Source organism: Limosilactobacillus agrestis (assembly GCF_014145585.1).
Lineage (GTDB): Bacteria > Bacillota > Bacilli > Lactobacillales > Lactobacillaceae > Limosilactobacillus > Limosilactobacillus agrestis.
This window is the reverse complement of sequence record NZ_JACIVF010000035.1, coordinates 113,184-133,330: the sequence shown is the minus strand read 5'-3', so window position 1 is coordinate 133,330 and position 20,147 is coordinate 113,184. Positions and strand designations below refer to the sequence as shown.

18 protein-coding genes and 2 tRNA genes are annotated in these 20,147 nt (G+C 37.1%); 15 read left to right on the top strand and 5 right to left on the bottom strand.

The genetic code is table 11. The features are described 5' to 3' along the window. Window positions 1-63: 63 nt before the first annotated feature. Window positions 64-645, bottom strand: coding sequence for a matrixin family metalloprotease (locus H5R88_RS02895; protein ID WP_182578109.1), 582 nt, complete (start codon window positions 643-645; stop codon window positions 64-66). A 265-nt stretch (window positions 646-910) separates the two neighbouring features. Here H5R88_RS02895 and H5R88_RS02890 point away from each other — a divergent pair, with 265 nt between their 5' ends. From H5R88_RS02890 to H5R88_RS02845, 10 genes are all read left to right on the top strand, one after another. Next, window positions 911-1,288 carry a cupredoxin domain-containing protein gene (locus tag H5R88_RS02890; protein ID WP_182578110.1) on the top strand — a complete coding sequence of 126 codons (378 nt, stop codon included), beginning with the start codon at window positions 911-913 and terminating at the stop codon, window positions 1,286-1,288. Then, window positions 1,288-1,575, top strand: coding sequence for a cupredoxin domain-containing protein (locus tag H5R88_RS02885; protein ID WP_182600194.1), 288 nt, complete (start codon window positions 1,288-1,290; stop codon window positions 1,573-1,575). The genes H5R88_RS02890 and H5R88_RS02885 overlap by 1 nt, the downstream gene beginning before the upstream one ends. Next, the gene (locus H5R88_RS02880; protein WP_182577995.1) at window positions 1,575-3,512 is read left to right on the top strand and encodes a copper-translocating P-type ATPase; all 1,938 of its coding nucleotides are present in this window, start codon (window positions 1,575-1,577) and stop codon (window positions 3,510-3,512) included. Before H5R88_RS02885 ends, H5R88_RS02880 begins: the two co-directional genes overlap by 1 nt. A 123-nt stretch (window positions 3,513-3,635) precedes the next feature. Continuing rightward, on the top strand, window positions 3,636-4,112 hold the full coding sequence (locus tag H5R88_RS02875; protein WP_182577996.1) for a DUF7679 family protein: 477 nt from the start codon (window positions 3,636-3,638) through the stop codon (window positions 4,110-4,112). Between the two features lie 64 nt (window positions 4,113-4,176). Further along, window positions 4,177-4,249 (top strand) — tRNA-Gln (locus H5R88_RS02870). Window positions 4,250-4,340: 91 nt separating this feature from the next. Then, on the top strand, window positions 4,341-4,670 hold the full coding sequence (locus H5R88_RS02865; protein WP_182577997.1) for a hypothetical protein: 330 nt from the start codon (window positions 4,341-4,343) through the stop codon (window positions 4,668-4,670). A 61-nt stretch (window positions 4,671-4,731) separates the two neighbouring features. Next, the gene (locus H5R88_RS02860; RefSeq protein WP_231794698.1) at window positions 4,732-6,288 is read left to right on the top strand and encodes a cation:proton antiporter; all 1,557 of its coding nucleotides are present in this window, start codon (window positions 4,732-4,734) and stop codon (window positions 6,286-6,288) included. Window positions 6,289-6,350: 62 nt separating this feature from the next. Continuing rightward, window positions 6,351-6,423: transfer RNA gene (locus H5R88_RS02855), tRNA-Glu, on the top strand. A 280-nt stretch (window positions 6,424-6,703) separates the two neighbouring features. Beyond that, the gene (locus H5R88_RS02850) at window positions 6,704-7,564 is read left to right on the top strand and encodes a hypothetical protein (protein ID WP_182577998.1); all 861 of its coding nucleotides are present in this window, start codon (window positions 6,704-6,706) and stop codon (window positions 7,562-7,564) included. A gap of 253 nt (window positions 7,565-7,817) precedes the next feature. Beyond that, window positions 7,818-10,928, top strand: a complete 3,111-nt coding sequence (locus H5R88_RS02845; RefSeq protein ID WP_182600193.1) for a mucin-binding protein — start codon at window positions 7,818-7,820, stop codon at window positions 10,926-10,928. Window positions 10,929-11,006: 78 nt separating this feature from the next. Here H5R88_RS02845 and H5R88_RS02840 read toward each other — a convergent pair whose 3' ends face one another. Beyond that, entirely contained in the window at window positions 11,007-11,582 is a 576-nt protein-coding gene (locus H5R88_RS02840; protein ID WP_182578000.1) for a hypothetical protein, read from the bottom strand. A 189-nt stretch (window positions 11,583-11,771) separates the two neighbouring features. On the opposite strand from H5R88_RS02840, the gene H5R88_RS02835 reads away from it, so the two are divergent. The 5 genes from H5R88_RS02835 (at window position 11,772) to H5R88_RS02815 (ending at window position 17,700) form a co-directional block, all read left to right on the top strand. Beyond that, the gene (locus H5R88_RS02835) at window positions 11,772-12,791 is read left to right on the top strand and encodes a serine hydrolase domain-containing protein (protein WP_182578001.1); all 1,020 of its coding nucleotides are present in this window, start codon (window positions 11,772-11,774) and stop codon (window positions 12,789-12,791) included. A gap of 206 nt (window positions 12,792-12,997) precedes the next feature. Beyond that, window positions 12,998-14,230: an arginine deiminase gene (arcA, locus tag H5R88_RS02830; RefSeq protein ID WP_182578002.1), complete on the top strand. Its 1,233-nt coding sequence runs from the start codon at window positions 12,998-13,000 to the stop codon at window positions 14,228-14,230. Between the two features lie 110 nt (window positions 14,231-14,340). Beyond that, a complete protein-coding gene (locus H5R88_RS02825) occupies window positions 14,341-14,802 on the top strand; it encodes an arginine repressor (protein WP_182578003.1) in 462 nt (153 codons plus the stop codon). A 21-nt stretch (window positions 14,803-14,823) separates the two neighbouring features. Further along, entirely contained in the window at window positions 14,824-16,245 is a 1,422-nt protein-coding gene (locus H5R88_RS02820) for a basic amino acid/polyamine antiporter (RefSeq protein WP_182578004.1), read from the top strand. A gap of 48 nt (window positions 16,246-16,293) precedes the next feature. Further along, a complete protein-coding gene (locus tag H5R88_RS02815) occupies window positions 16,294-17,700 on the top strand; it encodes an amino acid permease (protein WP_182578005.1) in 1,407 nt (468 codons plus the stop codon). Between the two features lie 63 nt (window positions 17,701-17,763). On the opposite strand, the gene H5R88_RS02810 is transcribed toward H5R88_RS02815, so the two are convergent. From H5R88_RS02810 to H5R88_RS02800, 3 genes are read right to left on the bottom strand one after another with little or no spacing between them, the layout of a single operon-like run. Continuing rightward, complete coding sequence (locus H5R88_RS02810; protein WP_003667545.1) at window positions 17,764-18,066, bottom strand: hypothetical protein; 303 nt, start codon at window positions 18,064-18,066, stop codon at window positions 17,764-17,766. A 15-nt stretch (window positions 18,067-18,081) separates the two neighbouring features. Further along, on the bottom strand, window positions 18,082-18,789 hold the full coding sequence (locus H5R88_RS02805) for a type 1 glutamine amidotransferase (RefSeq protein WP_182578006.1): 708 nt from the start codon (window positions 18,787-18,789) through the stop codon (window positions 18,082-18,084). Continuing rightward, entirely contained in the window at window positions 18,789-20,126 is a 1,338-nt protein-coding gene (locus H5R88_RS02800) for a Mur ligase family protein (protein ID WP_182578007.1), read from the bottom strand. Before H5R88_RS02800 ends, H5R88_RS02805 begins: the two co-directional genes overlap by 1 nt. Window positions 20,127-20,147 lie beyond the last annotated feature (21 nt).

Sequence of the window (20,147 nt, the reverse complement as noted above, 5' to 3'; positions counted from 1 at the left end):
GATTTACTGTTTCATTTTACCATACCAATTCTGTGAAGAGTGAGCTAGTCAGATTAATTATGATTATCTATGGGGATTATCTTCAGCGATGCTAGGTTGCGGGGTTCGTGAATATAAAGCTTTAACAGCTTGGATGTCCCGCAATTGAATAGAATAATATGATCCGGCGGGCTGCATTACAGAAATTTTATTAGTATGCTGTAGACCAATTGCATGTCCTAATTCGTGTTCAGCAGTATTTACGATTCGTTCTTGTGAGTATCCAAAGGCCGGATTCAATAGATAGTATGAATTTAGTTCTACTGTTGCGTGGAGATAATAGCCGGTTGCAGAATTCATACTTGTATTAGTAAGGCCTGCTGCGCCATTATTTGGATCATTAACAGCAGAAACACTAATATTTGCATCCTTATCATTAACGACCTTAAAGGTGAATGCCTTAGTATTATTCCATTGAGTAATGGCAGTTTCTGTCGCATTCTTTAATACTGGATTACTGATATTGATATAAATCGTTGCAGAGTTTTGTTGCCAGCGTGCATCAGTGGGCGTATCTTGTGTTCCGGTTTGCTGATCAGCATTTTGTTTAATTGGGGTTGCAACTTCTTTACCAGTTATTCGATGCAGCCACGATTGAGTAAGCACTTGGGCATTATGAATACCAATATTAAATTGTTCTTGAAAAGTAGAATTGTTTTGATAAAAGTAAATAATTCCGCCGAAGAGTAATAAGTAACATAAGGTTAATAAGAAATTAGACTTCTTAATCAGTTCCACCCCCTAGTACTCAAATTTTAATTAAAAAAGAGAAAAACGTCCATTGTTTAATATCTTTTCTTTATTGTTGACAATTGTAAACTTTAATAGTATGCTGTACTTATGGTATGATTACAAGTGTAAACGAAAGAAGGTGGGAACGTTGAGGATTGCTGTTATAGTCATTGCACTACTTTTAATTGCATTTATTGTTTGGTGGTTCTTTGGAAAACATACAGAGGTAGCTGGAAAATCGACTATTATTAATGATGAACAAACGGCAACGATTGTCGTTAATGGTGGGTACACCCCTTCAACCGTTGTTCTGAAAAAGGGAATTCCGGCGCAAGTTAACTTTGATATGCGTGATTCAACGGCTTGTTTATCACATGTTGTTTTTGAACAACTTGGGGTAAATAAGGATTTAACAAAACAGAAGGTTACAACGATTAATATTCCTACAGATAAAGCACAGACTTTTAATTTTGCTTGTGGAATGGATATGTTTCATGGAAAGGTGATTGTTAAATAATGAGTATTTTTTCAAAAGGTCAAATTAAAAAAGTTGTTGTTAATGCAGAAAATCACGGCTACAAGCCAGAGACGGTTACTTTCAAACAAGGGAAACCTGCACAAATAAAGTTTATTCCGTCTGAAAATATGGGATGTATGGATCAAATTGTATTTAAAGACCTTGGTATTGATAAAAAACTAGATGGTAAAAAAGAGGTTACTGTTGATATTCCAACCGATAAACCCGCAACTTATAGCTATGCTTGTGGAATGGATATGTTTCATGGAAAGGTTGTTGTAAAGTAATGAAGCTTTCAAATATTCAGCGATTTTGGATTTCATTTGTGCTGTCACTTCCAATGTTAATACAAATGTTTGCAATGCCTTTTCATTGGATGATGCCTGGCTATAATTGGATAGCATTGATTACTACCACCATTATTATGGCAATTTCAGCATTTCCGTATTGGAAAAGCGCGATTGCTGCATTTAAGAAACATAGCGCAAATATGAATACTTTAGTTGCAACTGGAACGGCCGTCGCTTATTTCTATAGTATTTTTGCGATGATAACTGGTAGGGCAGTTTACTTTGAAAGTGCTGCTTTTGTTACTGTCTTTGTTTTACTTGGGGATGCCATGGAAGAAAAAATGCATAACAATGCTTCTAATGCTCTGGGTAAGTTAATTGGACTTCAAGCAAAAGATGCTGAAGTTTTAAAAAATGGCAAGTTTGTCAAAGTACCACTTGACCAAGTACAAGTTGGTGACCTTATTCGGGTCAAGCCTGGTGAAAAGGTACCTGTAGATGGAACAATCCTTGAAGGGGTCACCTCTTTAGACGAGTCAATGGTTACTGGAGAAAGTATGCCAGTAATGAAAAAAGCTGGGGATACTGTTGTTGGTTCAACAATTAATAATAATGGGACCATTACTTTTAAGGCAACAAAGGTTGGGGCTGATACGATGCTGGCTCAAATTGTTGATTTGGTAAAAAAAGCCCAAACTAGTCATGCCCCTATTCAGAACTTAACAGATAAAATTTCAAATATATTTGTTCCAGCGGTAATGATTATTGCTATTTTGACGTTTATGATTTGGTATTCTTTTGTTGATGTAACATTTGTTCAAGCGTTATTATTTGCTGTTTCAGTAATTGTAATTGCTTGTCCATGTGCGTTAGGCTTAGCAACCCCAACTGCGTTAATGGTTGGAACCGCCAGAAGTGCCAAGATGGGTGTCCTTATCAAGAATGGTGAAGTTCTCCAAGAAGTAAGTGATATAGATACCGTTGTGTTTGATAAAACTGGAACAATTACGGTCGGGAAACCAGTCGTAACCGATATTATTGGAGACGCTAAAAAAGTATTAACAATTGCTGCTAGTCTCGAGGAATCATCAGAGCATCCGTTAGCATCAGCTATTCTTCAAAAGGCTAAGGATAAAGGGATCTTACCGGTAAAAGTAGATAAATTTGAAGCAGTTGAGGGGAAGGGGGTGCGTGCAAAATATAATGGTCAAATAGCATTTGTTGGTAGTAATCGTCTGTTAGTTGATGTGAATATTTCCCAGGAAATGGTATCACGGGCTGAAAAATTACAAAATGAGGCTAAGACAGTTGTCTACGTAGGCCTTGATGGGGAAATAATCGGTTTAGTTGCTATTCAAGATGTCCCTAAGCCAAGTTCAAAAAATGCAATTACGGAGTTAAAAGCACGTGGCTTAATGACCGTGATGTTAACTGGTGATAATAAGCGGGTAGCTCACGCAATTGCTGATGAAGTAGATATCGATAAGGTAATTGCTGAAGTAATGCCAAATGATAAGGCACAACAGATTAAGAAGCTTCAAGATAATGGTAAAACAGTTGCCTTTGTTGGTGATGGAATTAATGATGCTCCAGCGTTATCTACGGCTGATGTTGGTATTGCAATGGGATCAGGAACTGATATTGCAATTGACTCTGGTGGCATTGTCCTTGTTCAGAATGATTTGCAAGGGGTTGTTCGCGCTCTTGATATTTCTAAGAAGACCTTTAACCGGATTAAGTTAAATCTTTTCTGGGCGCTTATTTACAATGTTATTGGCATTCCGATTGCCGCAGGATTATTTGCAGTTGTTGGTTTTACGCTTAGTCCTGAACTTGCCGGTCTTGCGATGGCCTTTAGTTCTGTCTCTGTTGTTAGTTCTTCTTTGCTACTAAATAAAGCTAAGATTGCAGGGGATAACGATGTTCAAGCTTAAATTAGATGATGAGGAAAGAATGGAAAAGAAGTTTACTTTTCCTCTTTTCTTTTTGTTATATTTTACACAAAGTAAAGGCGTTTTGCGGTAAAATATTAATAAAATGAGGGAGGAGGATTTGAGATGGCAACAGCATTTTTAGTTCATACCCAGTTAAGCTGTGGAAAAACACGTGATTACTTAATTGCAAATGATGTTGAGCCTGGCTTAATGCATCGTTATGAGACACGAGAGAATTGGCAAGAGGTGATTCTTGACGCATTGATAAATGTTCCCTTAGCGCCGTACTTACCAAGTGGTCAGCCTATTCCGCCAATTGGGACGGCAAAAGTAATAGGGGTAGAAGCAGTTGACCCAGTAATGATAAAAAAAACTGTGCAACGGACACGAAGCCAATTTATAATGGCAACTATTTGGAAAAAACAGTCAACATTGAAAAACTATAATTTCTTACATCATGATTATGGCAAGTGGACCCAAAAGCAAATTTGGGCTGATGTTGATTATTGGTGCGATTTCAAGCGTCATCCATTTATCAATTTAATTACCAAATGGCGTTGTGACCGTCAACACCAACGATTGCGTGCTGAGGAGAATTGATAAAAAAGAGTTGACTATTAAGTCGCTTCCATGTATAGTATATATCGTTATAGATTTATTTTATTGGGCATTCGCCAAACTGGTAAGGCAGTGGACTCTGAATCCATAATTTACTGGTTCGAGACCAGTATGCCCAACTTTTGCCAAAGGACCTGCTAGCTAATCTAGTAGGTCTTTTGTTGATAAGGGAGCTATTTGTTATAATTACAGTCAAGTGAGGGGAAGAGTATGGCTAGTAATTCTGATTCAATTTATTATGTTTTGACAAAATTAAAGCATCATCCAGAGTTAATTAAAAGGATTAGACCACGTTATACTAATACGGTTATAATTCTATTTGATGATTCGTTAAAGATAGCTAATGCTGCGTTTTATTTCCCTGTTGATCGGTTCATGGTTAATCGCTTGTCAATTGCTTTTGTGGCAAAGAATGGTGACCTTCTTGATAGTTATTTTTCAATGACCAATGGAACAAAGAAAAGTTACCATGATGTTTGGGCGACTACTTGTCATATTCCAGAAAAGAAAGTATATTTATTAGAATTATCATTTGAATAGGGCGATTTAAGCTGCGACAAAAGATGTCACAGCTTATTTGCTATAAAGGGAGAGTTTTGTAGTGCTTGTATCAACGATTATTTTAATGGTAGCGGCAATTCTAAGTAGTATTATTTCTAGTTTTTTTTCGCACTTCTCAATTAATTATATTAGTATTTTTGTTGGCTTAATTATTGGCTTAGTTCCTTTTTTTAATGATCGTGTTGCTTCCTTTCACACAGAAGTATTTATGTATATAGTAGCTCCGTTGATTTATTTTGAGGGACAATCAACACGAATTAATCTAATCGGTAAAAGGTTACGACAAATCCTTGAAACTGCTGTTCTTTTAGTGATTGTTGGAACAGTATTTGCTGGTTTTAGTGTATCTCTTTTGGGAATTCCACTGGCCCTAGCGTTTCTGATGGGTGCTTTAAGTACACCGACTGATGCTACGGCAACCGAATCTGTTTCAGAGGGGCTAATTGTCCCTGAAAGACAAGAAAATCTTTTAAAAATGGAATCATTATTCAATGACGCTTCTGGTATTATCCTCGTAACAGCGATGGCACTGTGGGTGAAAAATGGTCAGTTTAATTATGAACAAACGTTTCTTGATTTTCTACGATCGGCTGGTGGTGGAATAATTATTGGTATTGTGGCAGCCCTTGTGATGATTAGTTTTCGGCAGTTTCTAGGACGAATTAACCATAGTGCTTATAATGCTCAAATATTATTATTTGTAAGTACGCCGTTCTTTATTTACTTTATTGCTGAGGAACTACAGGTATCTGGGATTATTGCGGTGGTTTGTGCTGGGTTAATGCAGAATAGTGAGAGTGTCCGAAGCCGGTTTATAACGCCCCGCCAATTTCATAACGGGATAGTACTTTTAAACTTGCTCCGGGAAATTTTAAATAATACCGTCTTCGTTATTTTAGGAGTATTGGTTGTAAGGATCATTCGCGATGACTTAATTATTGGAAATGCAAATTCACAATGGATAATGATTGGGATTTTACTTTATCTTGCTAACCTCCTTGCTCGTTATTTCTATGGACTGTTATCAAAGATGGGGAATAAAGGAAGTATAATTTTTGCCCTGGGGGGAGTTCATGGGGCAGTAACTCTAGCTTTAGTATATTTGATTACCAATAATGTTAGCCCTGCACAATTTGATATGATTGTGTTAGCAGAAATGCTTGTTATTATTTTGAGTATGGTAGTGCCGTCAATTGCATTTCGTTTTATTCTTGACCATGATATGTCAAGTAAGGAGGCTGGGAAACAAGTTCAGCGTTTACGACAAGAAATGGTTAAGGAAGGACTAGAGGCAGTGGAAAAAATATACCTTCCAGAAAAAATTAGAGAAAGTGTTGTGTATGATTTACGGGATCAAAAGAGTGCTAACTCATTTGCGGACTTTTGGCGTCAATGGGCTAAAGCTAGTCGCTATCCGGAATTCAATGATCAGGAAAAGGAACTGGAACAACGAGCCTTACTCTGGGCATTTAGAGCAGAAAGACAGTACCTTGATATGGTGTCGCAAAAAGAGAATCGACGTGACTATCTTTTTGAGTTATATAATGAAATTTTATTGGCGGAGTCGATCCTGATTGATACTGAAAATGAATATTAAATTAATTTGATTTTAAGTTGACGAAAAAATAAAAGTAACGTATACTTCTATTTGTACGTTATTGCCCGCTGGTCAAATTGGTTAAGACGTCGCCCTCTCAAGGCGGAGTTACGGGTTCGATCCCCGTGCGGGTGAATATGATTGGAGGCTGAGAAAAAACTTTGTTTTTTCAACAGCCTCTTTATTTATACGAATATTATTAAGATATCGAAGAAAATAACTACAAGGTTCAAGGCTAAGTCTAAATAATGATCAGCTGCCATGCTAATCACCGCTCTATGCTTTAGCCAACCGCCTTGTTGAGAAGGTTAATATTTATATTACAAATTTAGGGAAAGCATTAAGAAAAGGTTTAATTAATGCTATGATAAATTTGTGTAATTAAAAATAATAGGATGGATTTGGTGAGTTAATTATGCGAGTAATGAATTTAATGATAGTATTAGCGGTTATTGTGATTATTATTTTAGCCGCTCAATATTTTTCTCAGTTGCGGAAAAACCGCAACGGTAATAATTTCGTAAGTGGGGGCCGTGTTTTTTTTAACTGGACATTGGTCGCTGTCTTGGTAATTTGTGTTGGGGGAATAATTTTCGGTAGCATTCATTCACATCGCCAAGAAGCAAAGTCAGCTCAAACGGATAAGACTGAAAATGTTAAATACACTGCTTCCGATAATGATGATTTGGGAAAGATTTCGGTTCAATTTGATCGTAAGGTTACCTTAAATGATAATGGTGAAGCAAAGGTTAAGTTTAAGGTTTCTCCTCAAACAACTTTGACGATCCGTGGTCATAAGAGTAAAGAGATCGTTAAAACGTTTAAAGCAAGCGACGGAGAATCTTTAGTCAGTCATACCTATACTTTTGATGTAGCCGGCACTTATGATATTATCGTAGAACGCGGTGACCAAAAGGTAACTAAGCAGCTTAAGGTTAAGGAAAATGATAATACTCAAGAAAGTTCATCAAGTAGTAGTTCGATAAGTTCCAGCTCTTCTTCTGTAGCTTCCTCATCAAGTAGTACAGTTTCCTCGTCTTCTAGCTCTACGACTTCAACTACGCGAAGTAATGGTGGAAGTTCTTCAAATAACGCGACAGCAGCTTCATCTAATAATGGGGGATCCTCAAGAAGTTACACTCCTCATCAACGATACAATGGCAATGGGGAAGAAAATAGGTCTGCCAATTATAGCTCTACGCCTGCAAGAGAATCAAGTACTCCAGCCTATAATCAAGAAAATAATGGCTATGTTAGTGAGGGTCCTCAATATTAATTTTTGTTTGTAATCAAATATCTAATGATAAAAGAATAGAAGATGATTTTTTTCATATGAAAAATTATTCTTTTGTTCTTTTTTATTACTGCTAGTAATGGGTAAACGTTGATACATCAATGATGGAAAGTAAAAATTAAGCAAAATATATTTGTGAGCGCTTTATCAGTATTGAAATAAAAATGAAGTATATTATACTCAATACTAAATAATAGTTATCGAATTATAAAAGTATTTAAGGGGGAGAAAAAAGATGCTTGATACAGATGAGATCAAAAAAGATGAGGCAATTGGTGTTGAACTTGCTCCAGCGGAAACAATTGGCGAACAAATAAAACTAGGGGATGAATCTGCTTCAAGTATTGCTTTACTTAATAAAACTCCATTGCTAAAAAAGATGCTTGAAGCGGCACCTAATTTTGCAGCCCAACAACAAAAATTAAACGGCCGAGAACCAGTAATAAAAAATAATCCATCATTAGGTGAATATAAATTAATTGATGATTTAGGCGGTCTAATACATGGGACTTACTTAGAAGCAACTAATGGTGAAAGTCAGGTTAAGGAGCGTTCGCTTGTAAGTCGTAACTCAATGAATGAAACAGCAGCATTAGTTAATTATCGAGCAGTTACTGATTTTAGTGGATATGGTCATTTAAAGAATAATACAGAAACCACTAAATCGGTTGAAGTTGTCTATACGCTTCCTACATTTGAAGGTAAACAAGGAACAGCCCAAGTTGTCCTTGATGGGGCACGGGTTAATGAATTTGATGGCCTTGAGTATAAGGATGAAAAGGGAAATGTGATCCCAGGATTCGATATTACCTATAGCTATCAAGGACATGAAGGAGAGTATTCTACTATTGATACCCTTAAGCAACGTGATGACTTTAGTTGGGAAAAAGTAACGGCAGTTATGGTATTTGGTTCTTTATTGCCAAGCAGCTCTTACCGCGTTGAGTTTCCTTTTAAGATTACAAATGTAGCAAATATTAATACTCAAGAGGAATTTAAATTAAATGAATATGCATTTTATGACTTAACAGTTAATAAGCACACGACATCCCGATTGAATTTCCGTTTAAGTACCCCTATTTTTGCTCATGACGACTATCAAAATATCCCATTTATGGCACTTAGCCGAACTGAAGATGGTGATCAATTATTTCCAGAAGATGTCCAAGAGATGATGCCAACATTGGGTGAGGTGCCATATGTAATCAGTAACTTTAATGAAGATATTTCGTTTGATACTGCTAGTGATAATGTAATGTGGCAAGGTGGTCAATACTTCTTTAAGTTGGCTGCTATTCAAAGCGTAATTCAAGAAAAAGGATTTTCAGTAAATGTTGATAAGACGGGAAGAAAGTTAATGGGTGCTTCTGCATTTTTGGTGCAACCTACTTATCTTGATTTCGAAAACTTTGACTTTATTCCTTATGTCGTTATTCATCAACTCCTTATTACTAAATCATTTACTCTTAAAGTCGAGACAAAAGATGATTGGAATTCAGTTGGAGCTATTGAAAAAGTTCGGAGCCTATCCTCAACTAATGAAGAGCTTCCGGTTAGTCCTGAGCAAACGTTTATTGTTGATGATTCTAAATTGGTAGATGCAACGGCCGGCGATTATAATGTTATTATTGGTTATTTCCTTAACGGGAGTGAGGATAATGATATGTTAATCACCTCACCTGCTAAGGTAAGACTGGTTGAAAATAAACAGACAATAAATGTTTACTATGTTGATTTAGTTAATATTCCTGATAAAACAAAAGATGACTTGGAACCAAGCGATGGAAAAGTTCTTGAAAATCGCACCCAGACTTTTACCGGTAAAGGTGATGAGGATTATCATAACCAACTCTGGGGTGAAGAAAATGGCTTTGAGATTTATGAATATGAAAAAGGGGCTAAGTCAGGAACATATATCGGTGGACAATCGACAAAAGATTATTATGTTTACCTTATTCATAAAATTGAAAAGATCGATGAAGACCACCAAGTAACACGAACAATTACTTTTAATATGCCAGGTGGTTCCAAGCAGCTTATTAAGCAAACCGGAAAAATTCAGCGCTTTGGAATTATTGATAAAACAACTAATAAAAAAACGTGGAGTGATTGGAGTAAGGCCACTCTTCCGGCTGTTACCGCACCACATATTCCTGGATATACAAGCAAAAATGTTAAGGCTGAATCAATATCACTAATTTCAAAAGATAGTGATATTAATGTTGCTTATCATCCCAAACAGGTTAGTGTCAAGATTAAATATGTCGATGAAGCAGGAAATAAAATTGAGGAGCAAACAGTTTCAGGACTTGCTGGCGATTTGATCAGTCATAAAACAACAATTGAAACTGATCGGCTTGCCAGCGAAGGATATGTGGTTGTAGATAATGAAATGCCGCAAAACGCTCGCTTAATGGCCACAGACGACGGTCAAGATAAAGAATATAAGATTGTTATTAGTAAACAAAATTTACAAACACAACAAATTACTGTTTTCTACGTTGATGTCCCTGATGATCAATTGCCAATCGTCAAGCCTTCCACTGGTCGGATTATTGATGACTGGACCCAAAAATTAAATGTTGCAGAAGGACAGACGTATAATAATAAATTACGGGATTTTGAAGATGCCGGATATAAATTATTTAAGGCCGATAAAGGAGCATTAAAGGGGCAATACTTTGCTGGTAGTCCAGAACAACAATATTATGTTTACCTTACCCACCAAACTACACCCTTAAAGAAGGAACATCACGTCACACGAACCATCCAGATTACAATGCCTGATAAGACACAACAAGTTGTAACGCAAGAAGCAATTGTTGCTCGTTACGGAGTTCATGATGAAGTCATTGGTAGTGACATTTGGCAAGAGCAAGGCAAAGGAGTTATTCCTGAATACGTTCCAACACCAATTGATGGATATGATGCGCCTAAAATTCCTGCTGAACGGATTGATGAAAATGCAAGTGATCGGAGTGAAAAGATTGTTTACACTCCACAGGCGGCTAAAATTCAACTTAAGTTTATTGACCAAACTGGTACAGAATTAACTTCCAAAGAGCTCACTGGAATAACTGGAGAAGAATTTGACTATGATCCAACGTCTCAAATTAAATTATTTGAAGATGATGGTTATGTCCTCGATGAAAATCCTTTTCCAGTAGATCATCATTTCTTAGCTGGGACCCAGACCTATACCATTACCTTAAAGAAATTGCAAGCCGTAACCCCTCACAGCAATGGTGAGTCAGAATCAACAATCAAAAAAGAGAAGTCTAACGATGATGATAAAACGGGAAATAAAAAAGGAATCTTTGCGGCATTTAAAGATTATTTTAAATAAGTGAATTAATAAAGGAGTACAGAAGTAAGAAACCGATGATGGTAACTTCCCTCTGTACTCCCTTTTAAGTTAAAAATATTAATTATTATAATTACCAGTAATGGGGTTCATTTCATGGATTTGATTTGTAGCGGGGTCATATTGGTAGGTGCCAGTAAGGTGAGCTATATTTGGATCGCCACCCTGATTATTGCGAACTTCAATCTGATAATTATTATTTTGATTATTCTTAGTCATGTAATAATGATTACCATCTTCTTGAACACCACTAGTCTTGACAAAACTTGTTAGGACTTGTTGGTCGTTTTGTGTAGACGAGTTGGCATTGGTAGTTGCTGATTGGCTATTAGTTACTGGTGAATTTGGAACTTTAGTCGCTTGACTAGTTAATTTTTGGTGGCTGTTAGATACTGCTACCTTTGAATCGGCACTCATTGAAGAGGTGGATTGTGCTCTAGTAGATGTGAAGGATTGATTCTTTGTTCCTTCACTACTAGTAGAGGAGGCGGCCTTTTTACTTATTTGTTGACTTACTTTTGTTGCAGAAGTAGATGTTTTTGTTGGAGCAGCTGCACTATTCGTACATCCAGCTAATCCTAGGGCGGCTAAAATTACTAACGAGCTTGCTAAAACCTTATTTGTCATCTTCATCATTTTAATGACCCCTCACTCTCTTATTTTTATAAAATCATTACAACCACATTATACAGCTTTTTGAAATATTTTTGTAATATTTTTAACTTATTTGTCATAGTTGACCAATTCCGTTTAATAATTTCTTAGATACTTTTCCTTTACCCAATTTACGTTAAAATAAACTTTATTGAGGAAGTGAATTAGACAATGAATAAATACGATTTAACAATTACCAAGTTACATCAAATGGTTAAAGAAGGGATCGTTCCGGGAGTTAGCTATTTAATTTTTGATCATCAACAGACGATTAAGGAAGTAACCGGGATGGCGCAAATTTATCCCGATACGGAAATATTAAAACCGGATATGCTTTATGACGTTGCCTCACTAACAAAGGTAATCGGCACAGTTCCAGTGATTGCCATGCTTATTCAGCAAGGAGCGCTGTCTTTAGATGATCACATAATGAAGTATTTACCTGAATTTAATGATGACCGACCAACTATTCGTAACCTCCTTACTCATACTTCTGGGATTGCTGGTTATATCCCACATCGTAATGAGTTAAGTGCTCCTGAACTAAAGGAGGCTTTGTTGACGAAAATGCATGTAGAGGATAGTTTGAACCACCAAATTAAATATGCTGATGTGAACTATTTATATTTAGGATGGATTATTGAACAAATCTATAAGCAACCAATCCAAACTGTTATTACAGAACGAGTCCTTAAACCATTAAATATGCCAACGGCGACATTTAGTCCGCACCCGGCTGACTGTGTACCAACAGAGGTACAAGAGAAACGTGGCGTAATCAGGGGAGAAACCCATGATCCTAAAGGGTATATTTTGAGAGAAAACTGTGGATGTGCAGGCCTCTTTGCATCATTGCAAGATTTGGAAATTTTTAGTCATGCACTTATTGAAAAGAATTTAAATGGTCTTCTTAATGTAGAAACAACCAATCTACTTTTTACAGATCAAACCCGAATTCCTGGCCCACATAGCCGTTCTCTTGGGTGGAAACTATTTCATGCTAAAGATCATCATTCTTTGATTAGTCATACTGGATTTACGGGAACTTGGATGGTGCTAGATCGGCAAACTGATCAAGGCTTTATTGGATTGACAAACCGTGTTCATCCCAGCGCTAAAAACCAAGAATTTTTAGATGCGCGGGATCAACTTTTCGCAATCTATTTAAAAGAAAAAGAAAAAACTTTGTGAAATTTATATTCATTTAATTGAATAAGCGCTTTCGCAGAATATGCGTTTTGCGTTCGCAAAATGTATAAAAGCTGTCGATAGTTTATATTAATAACTTCTGCTTATATAATTCACTAAATATTGATTTGACGGTATTTGACGACGCTTACATAAAATAATATGATGTAGTTGTAGTCAAGTGATACTTCAAAAAGGAGTGATATTGTATGCAAAGTCCAATTCACGTTACATCAGAAATTGGAAAGCTTAAGACAGTTATGTTGCATCGACCAGGTAAGGAAATTGAAAATGTTTATCCTGAAATTCTTCACCGGATGCTCGTAGATGACATTCCATACTTACCGATCGCTCAAGAAGAACATGACCTTTTCGCCCAAACATTACGCGATAATGGCGCTGAGGTATTGTATCTTGAAGATTTATTAACAGAAGCACTAGCAGATGATAATATCAAAGATGAATTTCTTGAAAAGATCATTGCTGAATCTGGTTATGCTGCTGGAGCAATCCATGACGGCTTAAAGGAATTTTTACTTAGTTTCAGTACTAAGGACATGGTTAACAAGATTATTGCTGGTGTCCGTAAAGATGAGATTAAAACTAAGTATGCTTCACTTGCTGAATTAGCAGAAGACAAAGATTACCCATTCTACATGGATCCAATGCCAAATGCATACTTTACTCGTGATCAACAGGCATGTATTGGGGATGGAATTACCATTAATCACATGACCTTTAAGGCTCGTCAACGTGAATCTCTCTTTACTGAGTACATCATTAAGCACAATAAGCGTTTTGCTGACAAGGGTGTTGAGGTATGGCGCAATCGTTATCCTGAAGGCCGGATTGAAGGTGGAGACGAATTAGTTCTTAGTGACCATGTATTAGCAATTGGTATTTCCCAACGGACATCTGCTAAGGCGATTACAGAATTAGCTGAAAGTCTCTTTGAAAAATCTAATTATGATACAGTAATTGCAATTCATATTCCTCATAATCACGCAATGATGCACCTTGATACTGTATTTACAATGATTAACTATGATCAATTCACAGTTCATCCAGCAATTTTACGTGATGGCGGACATGTTGATGCATACATTATGCACCCCGGTAATAATGGTGAAATTTCAATTACTCATGAAACAAACCTTAAAGAAATTTTGAAGAAGGCGCTTGATAAGCCAGAAATTGATTTGATTCCTACTGGTGGCGGTGACCCAATTATTGCTCCACGTGAACAGTGGAATGACGGTTCTAACACGCTAGCAATTGCCCCTGGTGTAGTTGTAACTTATGATCGGAACTATGTCTCAAACGATTTGCTGCGTAAGCATGGTATTCTCGTTCACGAGGTTCGTTCAAGCGAATTATCACGAGGTCGTGGTGGTCCACGGTGCATGTCATGTCCAATTGTTCGTGAAGATCTCAAGAAATAAATAAGATAATAAAAGCAGCAAATTTATCTGAGCAATTTAGAAAGGGTATAATTTTGCTGCTTTTTCTTGTATCATTTTAGTGTAATCAACTTGATAAGAAGGGGACACGAATGAATCGAAAGGCAAGAAGAAAATATATTGAACAAGTGGTTAATGACCGTAAAATCGAAACACAAGAAGAATTGCTCAAGTTGTTAACTGAGGCAGGTTTCGAAACAACTCAAGCGACAATCTCGAGAGATATTCATGCGCTAAACATTGTTAAAGCAAATGATGGCGATGGTCACACTCACTATGTTCAACTTCATGTGACGCCAGAACATAATTTTGAGCGATTATACCAAGGAATTCATGATAATGTGCGGACAATTGAAACTGTTCAATTTATGAATGTAATCAAGACTGCACTTAATTCTAGTTATGCGACGATTTTGGCTGGAATGTTTGATGAACTTGATATTCCAGAAGTTGTGGGTACGCTTGCTGGGAATGATACCTTGATTATCATTAGTAAAGATAATGATGACGCTAAAATGGTCTATGATTTGATTATTCAACACATGCATTCATAAACTACATAGGAGGAATTATTTATGGATGAACAAAAAAAAGGTATTGGTAGAGGCGAATTAATCGCCTTAATTGTAAGTTCATGTATTGGTACTGGAATATTTGGTATCACTAGTGATGTAGCAGCAGCGGCGGCACCGGGACCTGCATTATTGGCCTGGATTTTTGTTGGAATTGGTTTTTTAATGCTAGTTCTCTCACTAAATAATTTATCTGAGAAGCGCCCAGATCTTACTTCAGGGATTTTCTCATATGCTGGTGCTGGGTTTGGACCATTAGGTGAATTTATTTCTGGATGGTCCTACTGGTTGTCCGCATGGCTAGGAAACATTGCTTTTGCTACTATGTTGATGAGCTCAATTGGGACGTTTTTTCCAACATTTAAAGGCGGTCAAAATTTGCCATCGATTATTATTGCCATCATCTTCTGTTGGCTATTGACAATCTTAGTTAACAATGGTGTCGAAAGTGCCTCCTTTGTTAATATGATTGGAACAATTTGCAAGGTCTTACCATTAGTTATCTTCATTATAATGATGGTTGTTTGCTTTAAGGCTGGAATGTTTACAGCAGATTTCTGGGGACGGGTTGCTAATAACGCTTCTCGCGGTACCACAACTGGTTCTGTCTGGGAACAAATGAAAGGTACCTTAATGACATTAATTTGGGTATTTATTGGTGTTGAAGGTGCTTCTGTTATGGCAAGTCGGGCTAAGTCGCTTACAGCCGCTCGTGAGGCTTCTCTTATTAGTTTTGGCCTTTTAGTAGTTATTTATGTATTAATTTCAATTTTGCCTTATGGTGCATTAACGCGGGCAGAGTTAGCTGGGATGGGGCAACCAGCTATCGGTCATGTTCTTCAAGCAACTGTTGGTAATTGGGGCTCGATTTTAATCAATGTTGGTTTAATCATCTCGACAATTGTTTCCTGGCTTTCTTGGACAATGCTTCCAGCCGAAACAACAATGTTAGTTGCCGATGATAAGGCAATGCCAAAAATTTGGGGAAAGGTTAATGCCAAAAAGTCGCCAACTGCTTCCTTAATGATTACAGCGGTATTACAAACAATCTTTTTGTTCTCATTGCTTTTCACTGATAAAGCCTATGAATTCGCATATTCCTTATGTAGTGCAGCAATTTTATTCTCATACTTATTTGTTGGCCTTTACCAAATGAAATACAGTTCCGCACACCAGGAATGGGGACAATTTACAATTGGCTTGCTCTCTGCTGCATTCATGTTCGCATGTATGTTCCTCGCTGGATGGCAAGAAGTATTATTAGTTTCAATTAGTTTTATTCCTGGATTCTACATTTACTACTTAGCATGTAAAGAAAACAATCGTAAAGTTACAACTGCTGAAAAGTGGACAATAGCGTTGATCTTAATCTTAAGTATCATTGCAATTTGGCTTGTTGTTAACGGAACTATTGCCATTGGCTAGGTAAATAATGTATAATTATTCCACATTTAAAGAATATTTATAAGTGAGGTGATTAAGGTGAAGGAAAAAAAGTTAAATCTCTTCCTCTTAATCACCTTAATTGTAGGAACAATTATTGGCGGTGGAATTTTTAATAGTCCGACCGATTTGATTTTGAAAGCAAATCCAATGGCGGCATTAACTGCATGGTTAATTGGTGGCTTTGGAATTTTGATGTTAGTGCTAGTTTTTTACAAGCTTTCTGTTATTAAGCCGGAGATGAACGGTGGAATTTATACGTATGCAAAAGAAGGTTTTGGCAACTATATTGGTTTTAATTCCTTTTGGGGATATTGGATGGGGGCGGTCTTTGGTAATATTGCCTTTATCTCACTTTTCTTTAAGACCTTAAATAGTATGCTCGGAACGCATCAACTTTCGCCATTAATGTGTTTTATCGGGGGCTCAATTATTCTATGGGGATACACTGCGATTACATGGTTTGGTGTCCGTGAAGCAAGTATTCTCAATGCAGTCATTACGATTATTAAGATTTTACCGCTTTTATTAGTTGTTATTGTTGGTGTCTTTGCATTTCAGCCGCATGTTTTTAATGTCCCTGATTGGACAAGGATACTTGCTGTTAATCAAGCGCATGTAGCCTTTAAGGACCAGATTAGTGGTGCAATGAGTACGATTGTGTGGTGCTTTGTTGGAATTGAAGCGGCTGTTTCGATGTCACGTCGGGCAAAACAGCCACGAGATGTTGGATTGGCAACAATTATTAGCTTTGTAATTGTACTGGTCCTTTATATCTCAATCTCTCTCATTCCAATGGGAATTCTACCTGCTAAAGAACTTAGTCAGACTTCGGTTCCACTGGCAGCCACTCTTCGTCATACGGCATTAGGAATAGTGGGCAGCCTTATTATTAAAATAGGCTTATTGATTTCACTATTAGGGGCATTATTGAGTTGGTTTATGATTGGCCCTGAAATTGCATATGTAACCAGTTATGATCGGGATATGCCACAAGCATTTAAATTTGTTAACCACCATGGTGTTCCAGGTTTTGCCTTAATTGTATATACAATTATTATGCAAGTATGTTTACTGGTTTTACTGCTTCCACAACTTCAAATGGCCTATACAATTGCCTATACTTTGGCTGCGACAATGACACTAGTTGCTTACTTGCTCTCTGCGTTATATGGCTTGAAGTTAGCAATTAGCGAAAAGATGAGTCTTGGTTTTAAGGTTATTGCTACGCTAGCCTCTATATATTCTGTCTATATGCTAGTCGCTTCAGGACTTGAATATGTATTTGCAAGTGCGATTATTTTTGCACTAGGAATACCGTTGTTTGCTGGCGCTCCTAATAAGATGAGCAAAAAAGAGAAATGGTTGGCAACGATTATCGCCTTAGCAGCTGTGATTGCGCTTATGTTGATTATTACTGGAAAGATTAATTTTTAAAATATAAACGGGATGAGATTAGAAGGCATTTTACTTTCCTTCAATCTCATCCCTTTTTGCATCCTAGTCTTCGCTAGTCATTTTACTTTTCATGTTATCCATTCGCCAGACAACATAGGTTTCAATCAATGTGATTAGGCTTACCCATAAAATCGTGAAATTTGATGAAGTAAGAAATAATAAGATGATTAGAATCCAAGATATCCAGTTCCAACGACGCTCCAAACGGATAACTTTTGCAAAGCGTGGTGGGATTCTAGTTGGATTTTGGATGGCTAGTGCTTGAAGTTGGGAGAAAAGACGGACTTCCCAAAAACTTTCCAGCAAAAAAATAATGGTAAATACAAATGTTATAGTTTGATTCACTGTTTGTCACCTTAATTAAAATGTAGGCTTAATTTTTAGAGCTTTTTGCCTACTTAAGTCTGCATCGGGATATTTATGCTCAAGAGCTGCTAAAAGAATCTTTTTAGCAATTTCACCATTTCTTGTAAGAATGGGACCGTGGAAATACGAGCAATAAGTATTTTTGTAGATTGCCCCTTCGGTATGGTCTTCACCGTTATTCCCATTACCAGAAATTACTTTCCCGAGCGGCCGTTCACCTTTTCCTAAGAAGGTGCGACCGTTGTGATTTTCAAAACCATGGTATTCTTGATTGCTTTCTTCATTTTTGATGGTAATGTCACCAATGAAACGGTGATTATCCTGACTTAAAGTATAGTGATCAAGGATGCCCAGTCCTGGAATCTTTTTGCCATCAGCACCGATATAGTAGTGACCAAGAAGCTGGTATCCTCCACAGATAGCAAGAAAAGGTTTGCCATCGTTAATAAATTGATCAATCCCCGCTTTTTTGTTTGGGAGATCTTTGGAAACGACAAGTTGTTCGTAATCTTGACCACCACCAAAAAGGGCTAAGTCAAAATCTTGCGGATTAAACTCGTTGTCGATACTAATGACTTTGACATCAATATCGGCATCCATCTGTTTAGCGTAATATTGAAGGGCAATGATATTGCCGACATCACTATAAGTATTTAATAAATCGCCGTAAAGGTGGGCGAGGTGTAAGTGATATTTTGCCATTAGTCCATTCCTCCTTTGATATAGCCTTTTTCTGCTAATTGTTTTCGCAATTGCAGAACGGCTGTATATGTTGCCAGAATATAGACATGTTCAGTTGGCATTTCCTTAATTTTATCAATTACCTGGGTGAGATCTGGTTCATGCCACATATCTTTTACTCCAGCCATTGTTAATCTGGTGGTAATATCTTTATAGCGTTCTCCTCCAGTCATGTATTGAGGAATTTGATGCTGGGTAAGTTTTTCAAAGTCACCGTCCCAGATCCAGCTGGTGTCAATACCATCAGCGTAATTAGCATTTAGTAAGAAGGCAAAGCTAAATGGCTTGTCATCCGTCTCGATCATATCTAAAACCTGATTAAGGCCAACTGGATTTTTAACTAAGATCAAAGTAACTTGTTTTCCATCGATATTAATCACTTCTTGCCGGCCAAATACTCGTTCGTCTGACTCAAAAGCATCTTTAATTTGTGTTTGGCTCACTCCGAGAAAACGGCCAAGCGAGTATGCGGCAAGAGCATTATAAATATTATACAAACCACCAATCCCGATGGTATATTTTTGTCCATCAATTTCAAAAGTTGAATGAGTTGGGGTAAGTTTATCAATTTTGGTAACAGCATACGTTAATTTTGGTCGATGGAAACCACAATTTGGACAGAAGTAGTTACCTAAACCGGCATAAGTTCGCATCCGATATTTGAGAATGTGCTGACATTTAGGACAAAGGAGCCCATCAGTGTTAGCTGGGGCATTAAAGAGTTCTTTTTTTTCGTGGTTAAAGCCATAATAGATGATTGGGTTAGGCAAGTCTTTACTGTTAAAGAGCTGTTCATCCCCATTCGCAATGATGGTTGCTTTTGGTGCTAACTTAACACCTTTTAAGATCTTGTTATAAGTGGTGTAAATTTCACCATAACGATCCATTTGATCACGGAAGATGTTAGTGAAGACAAAGGCGATTGGTGTGATATATTTACATACCTTAACTACATTGGCTTCATCAACTTCTAAGACGGCCAAGCCTTTTTTCTTTGGACGGGGAGCTGTAATAAAGGTGGTTACAATTCCCTGCTCCATATTAGAACCAGTCGGATTAGTAAGAACTTGGTCATACTTTTCCCGTAAAACGCGGACACTTAACGCGGTGGTTAATGTTTTTCCGTTAGTCCCTGTTACAATAACAAGGTCATACTTTTTGCTAAAGGCTTGGAGAATATTTGGATCAAGCTTTAAGGTTAGTTTTCCTGGAAGGGAACTTCCTCCATTCATAAAAGTATGGAGGAACCAGTAGCTTGACCGCCCGGCAAATTCGGCAAATGAACTTCGAACTGTCATGAATATATGTATTCCTTTCGT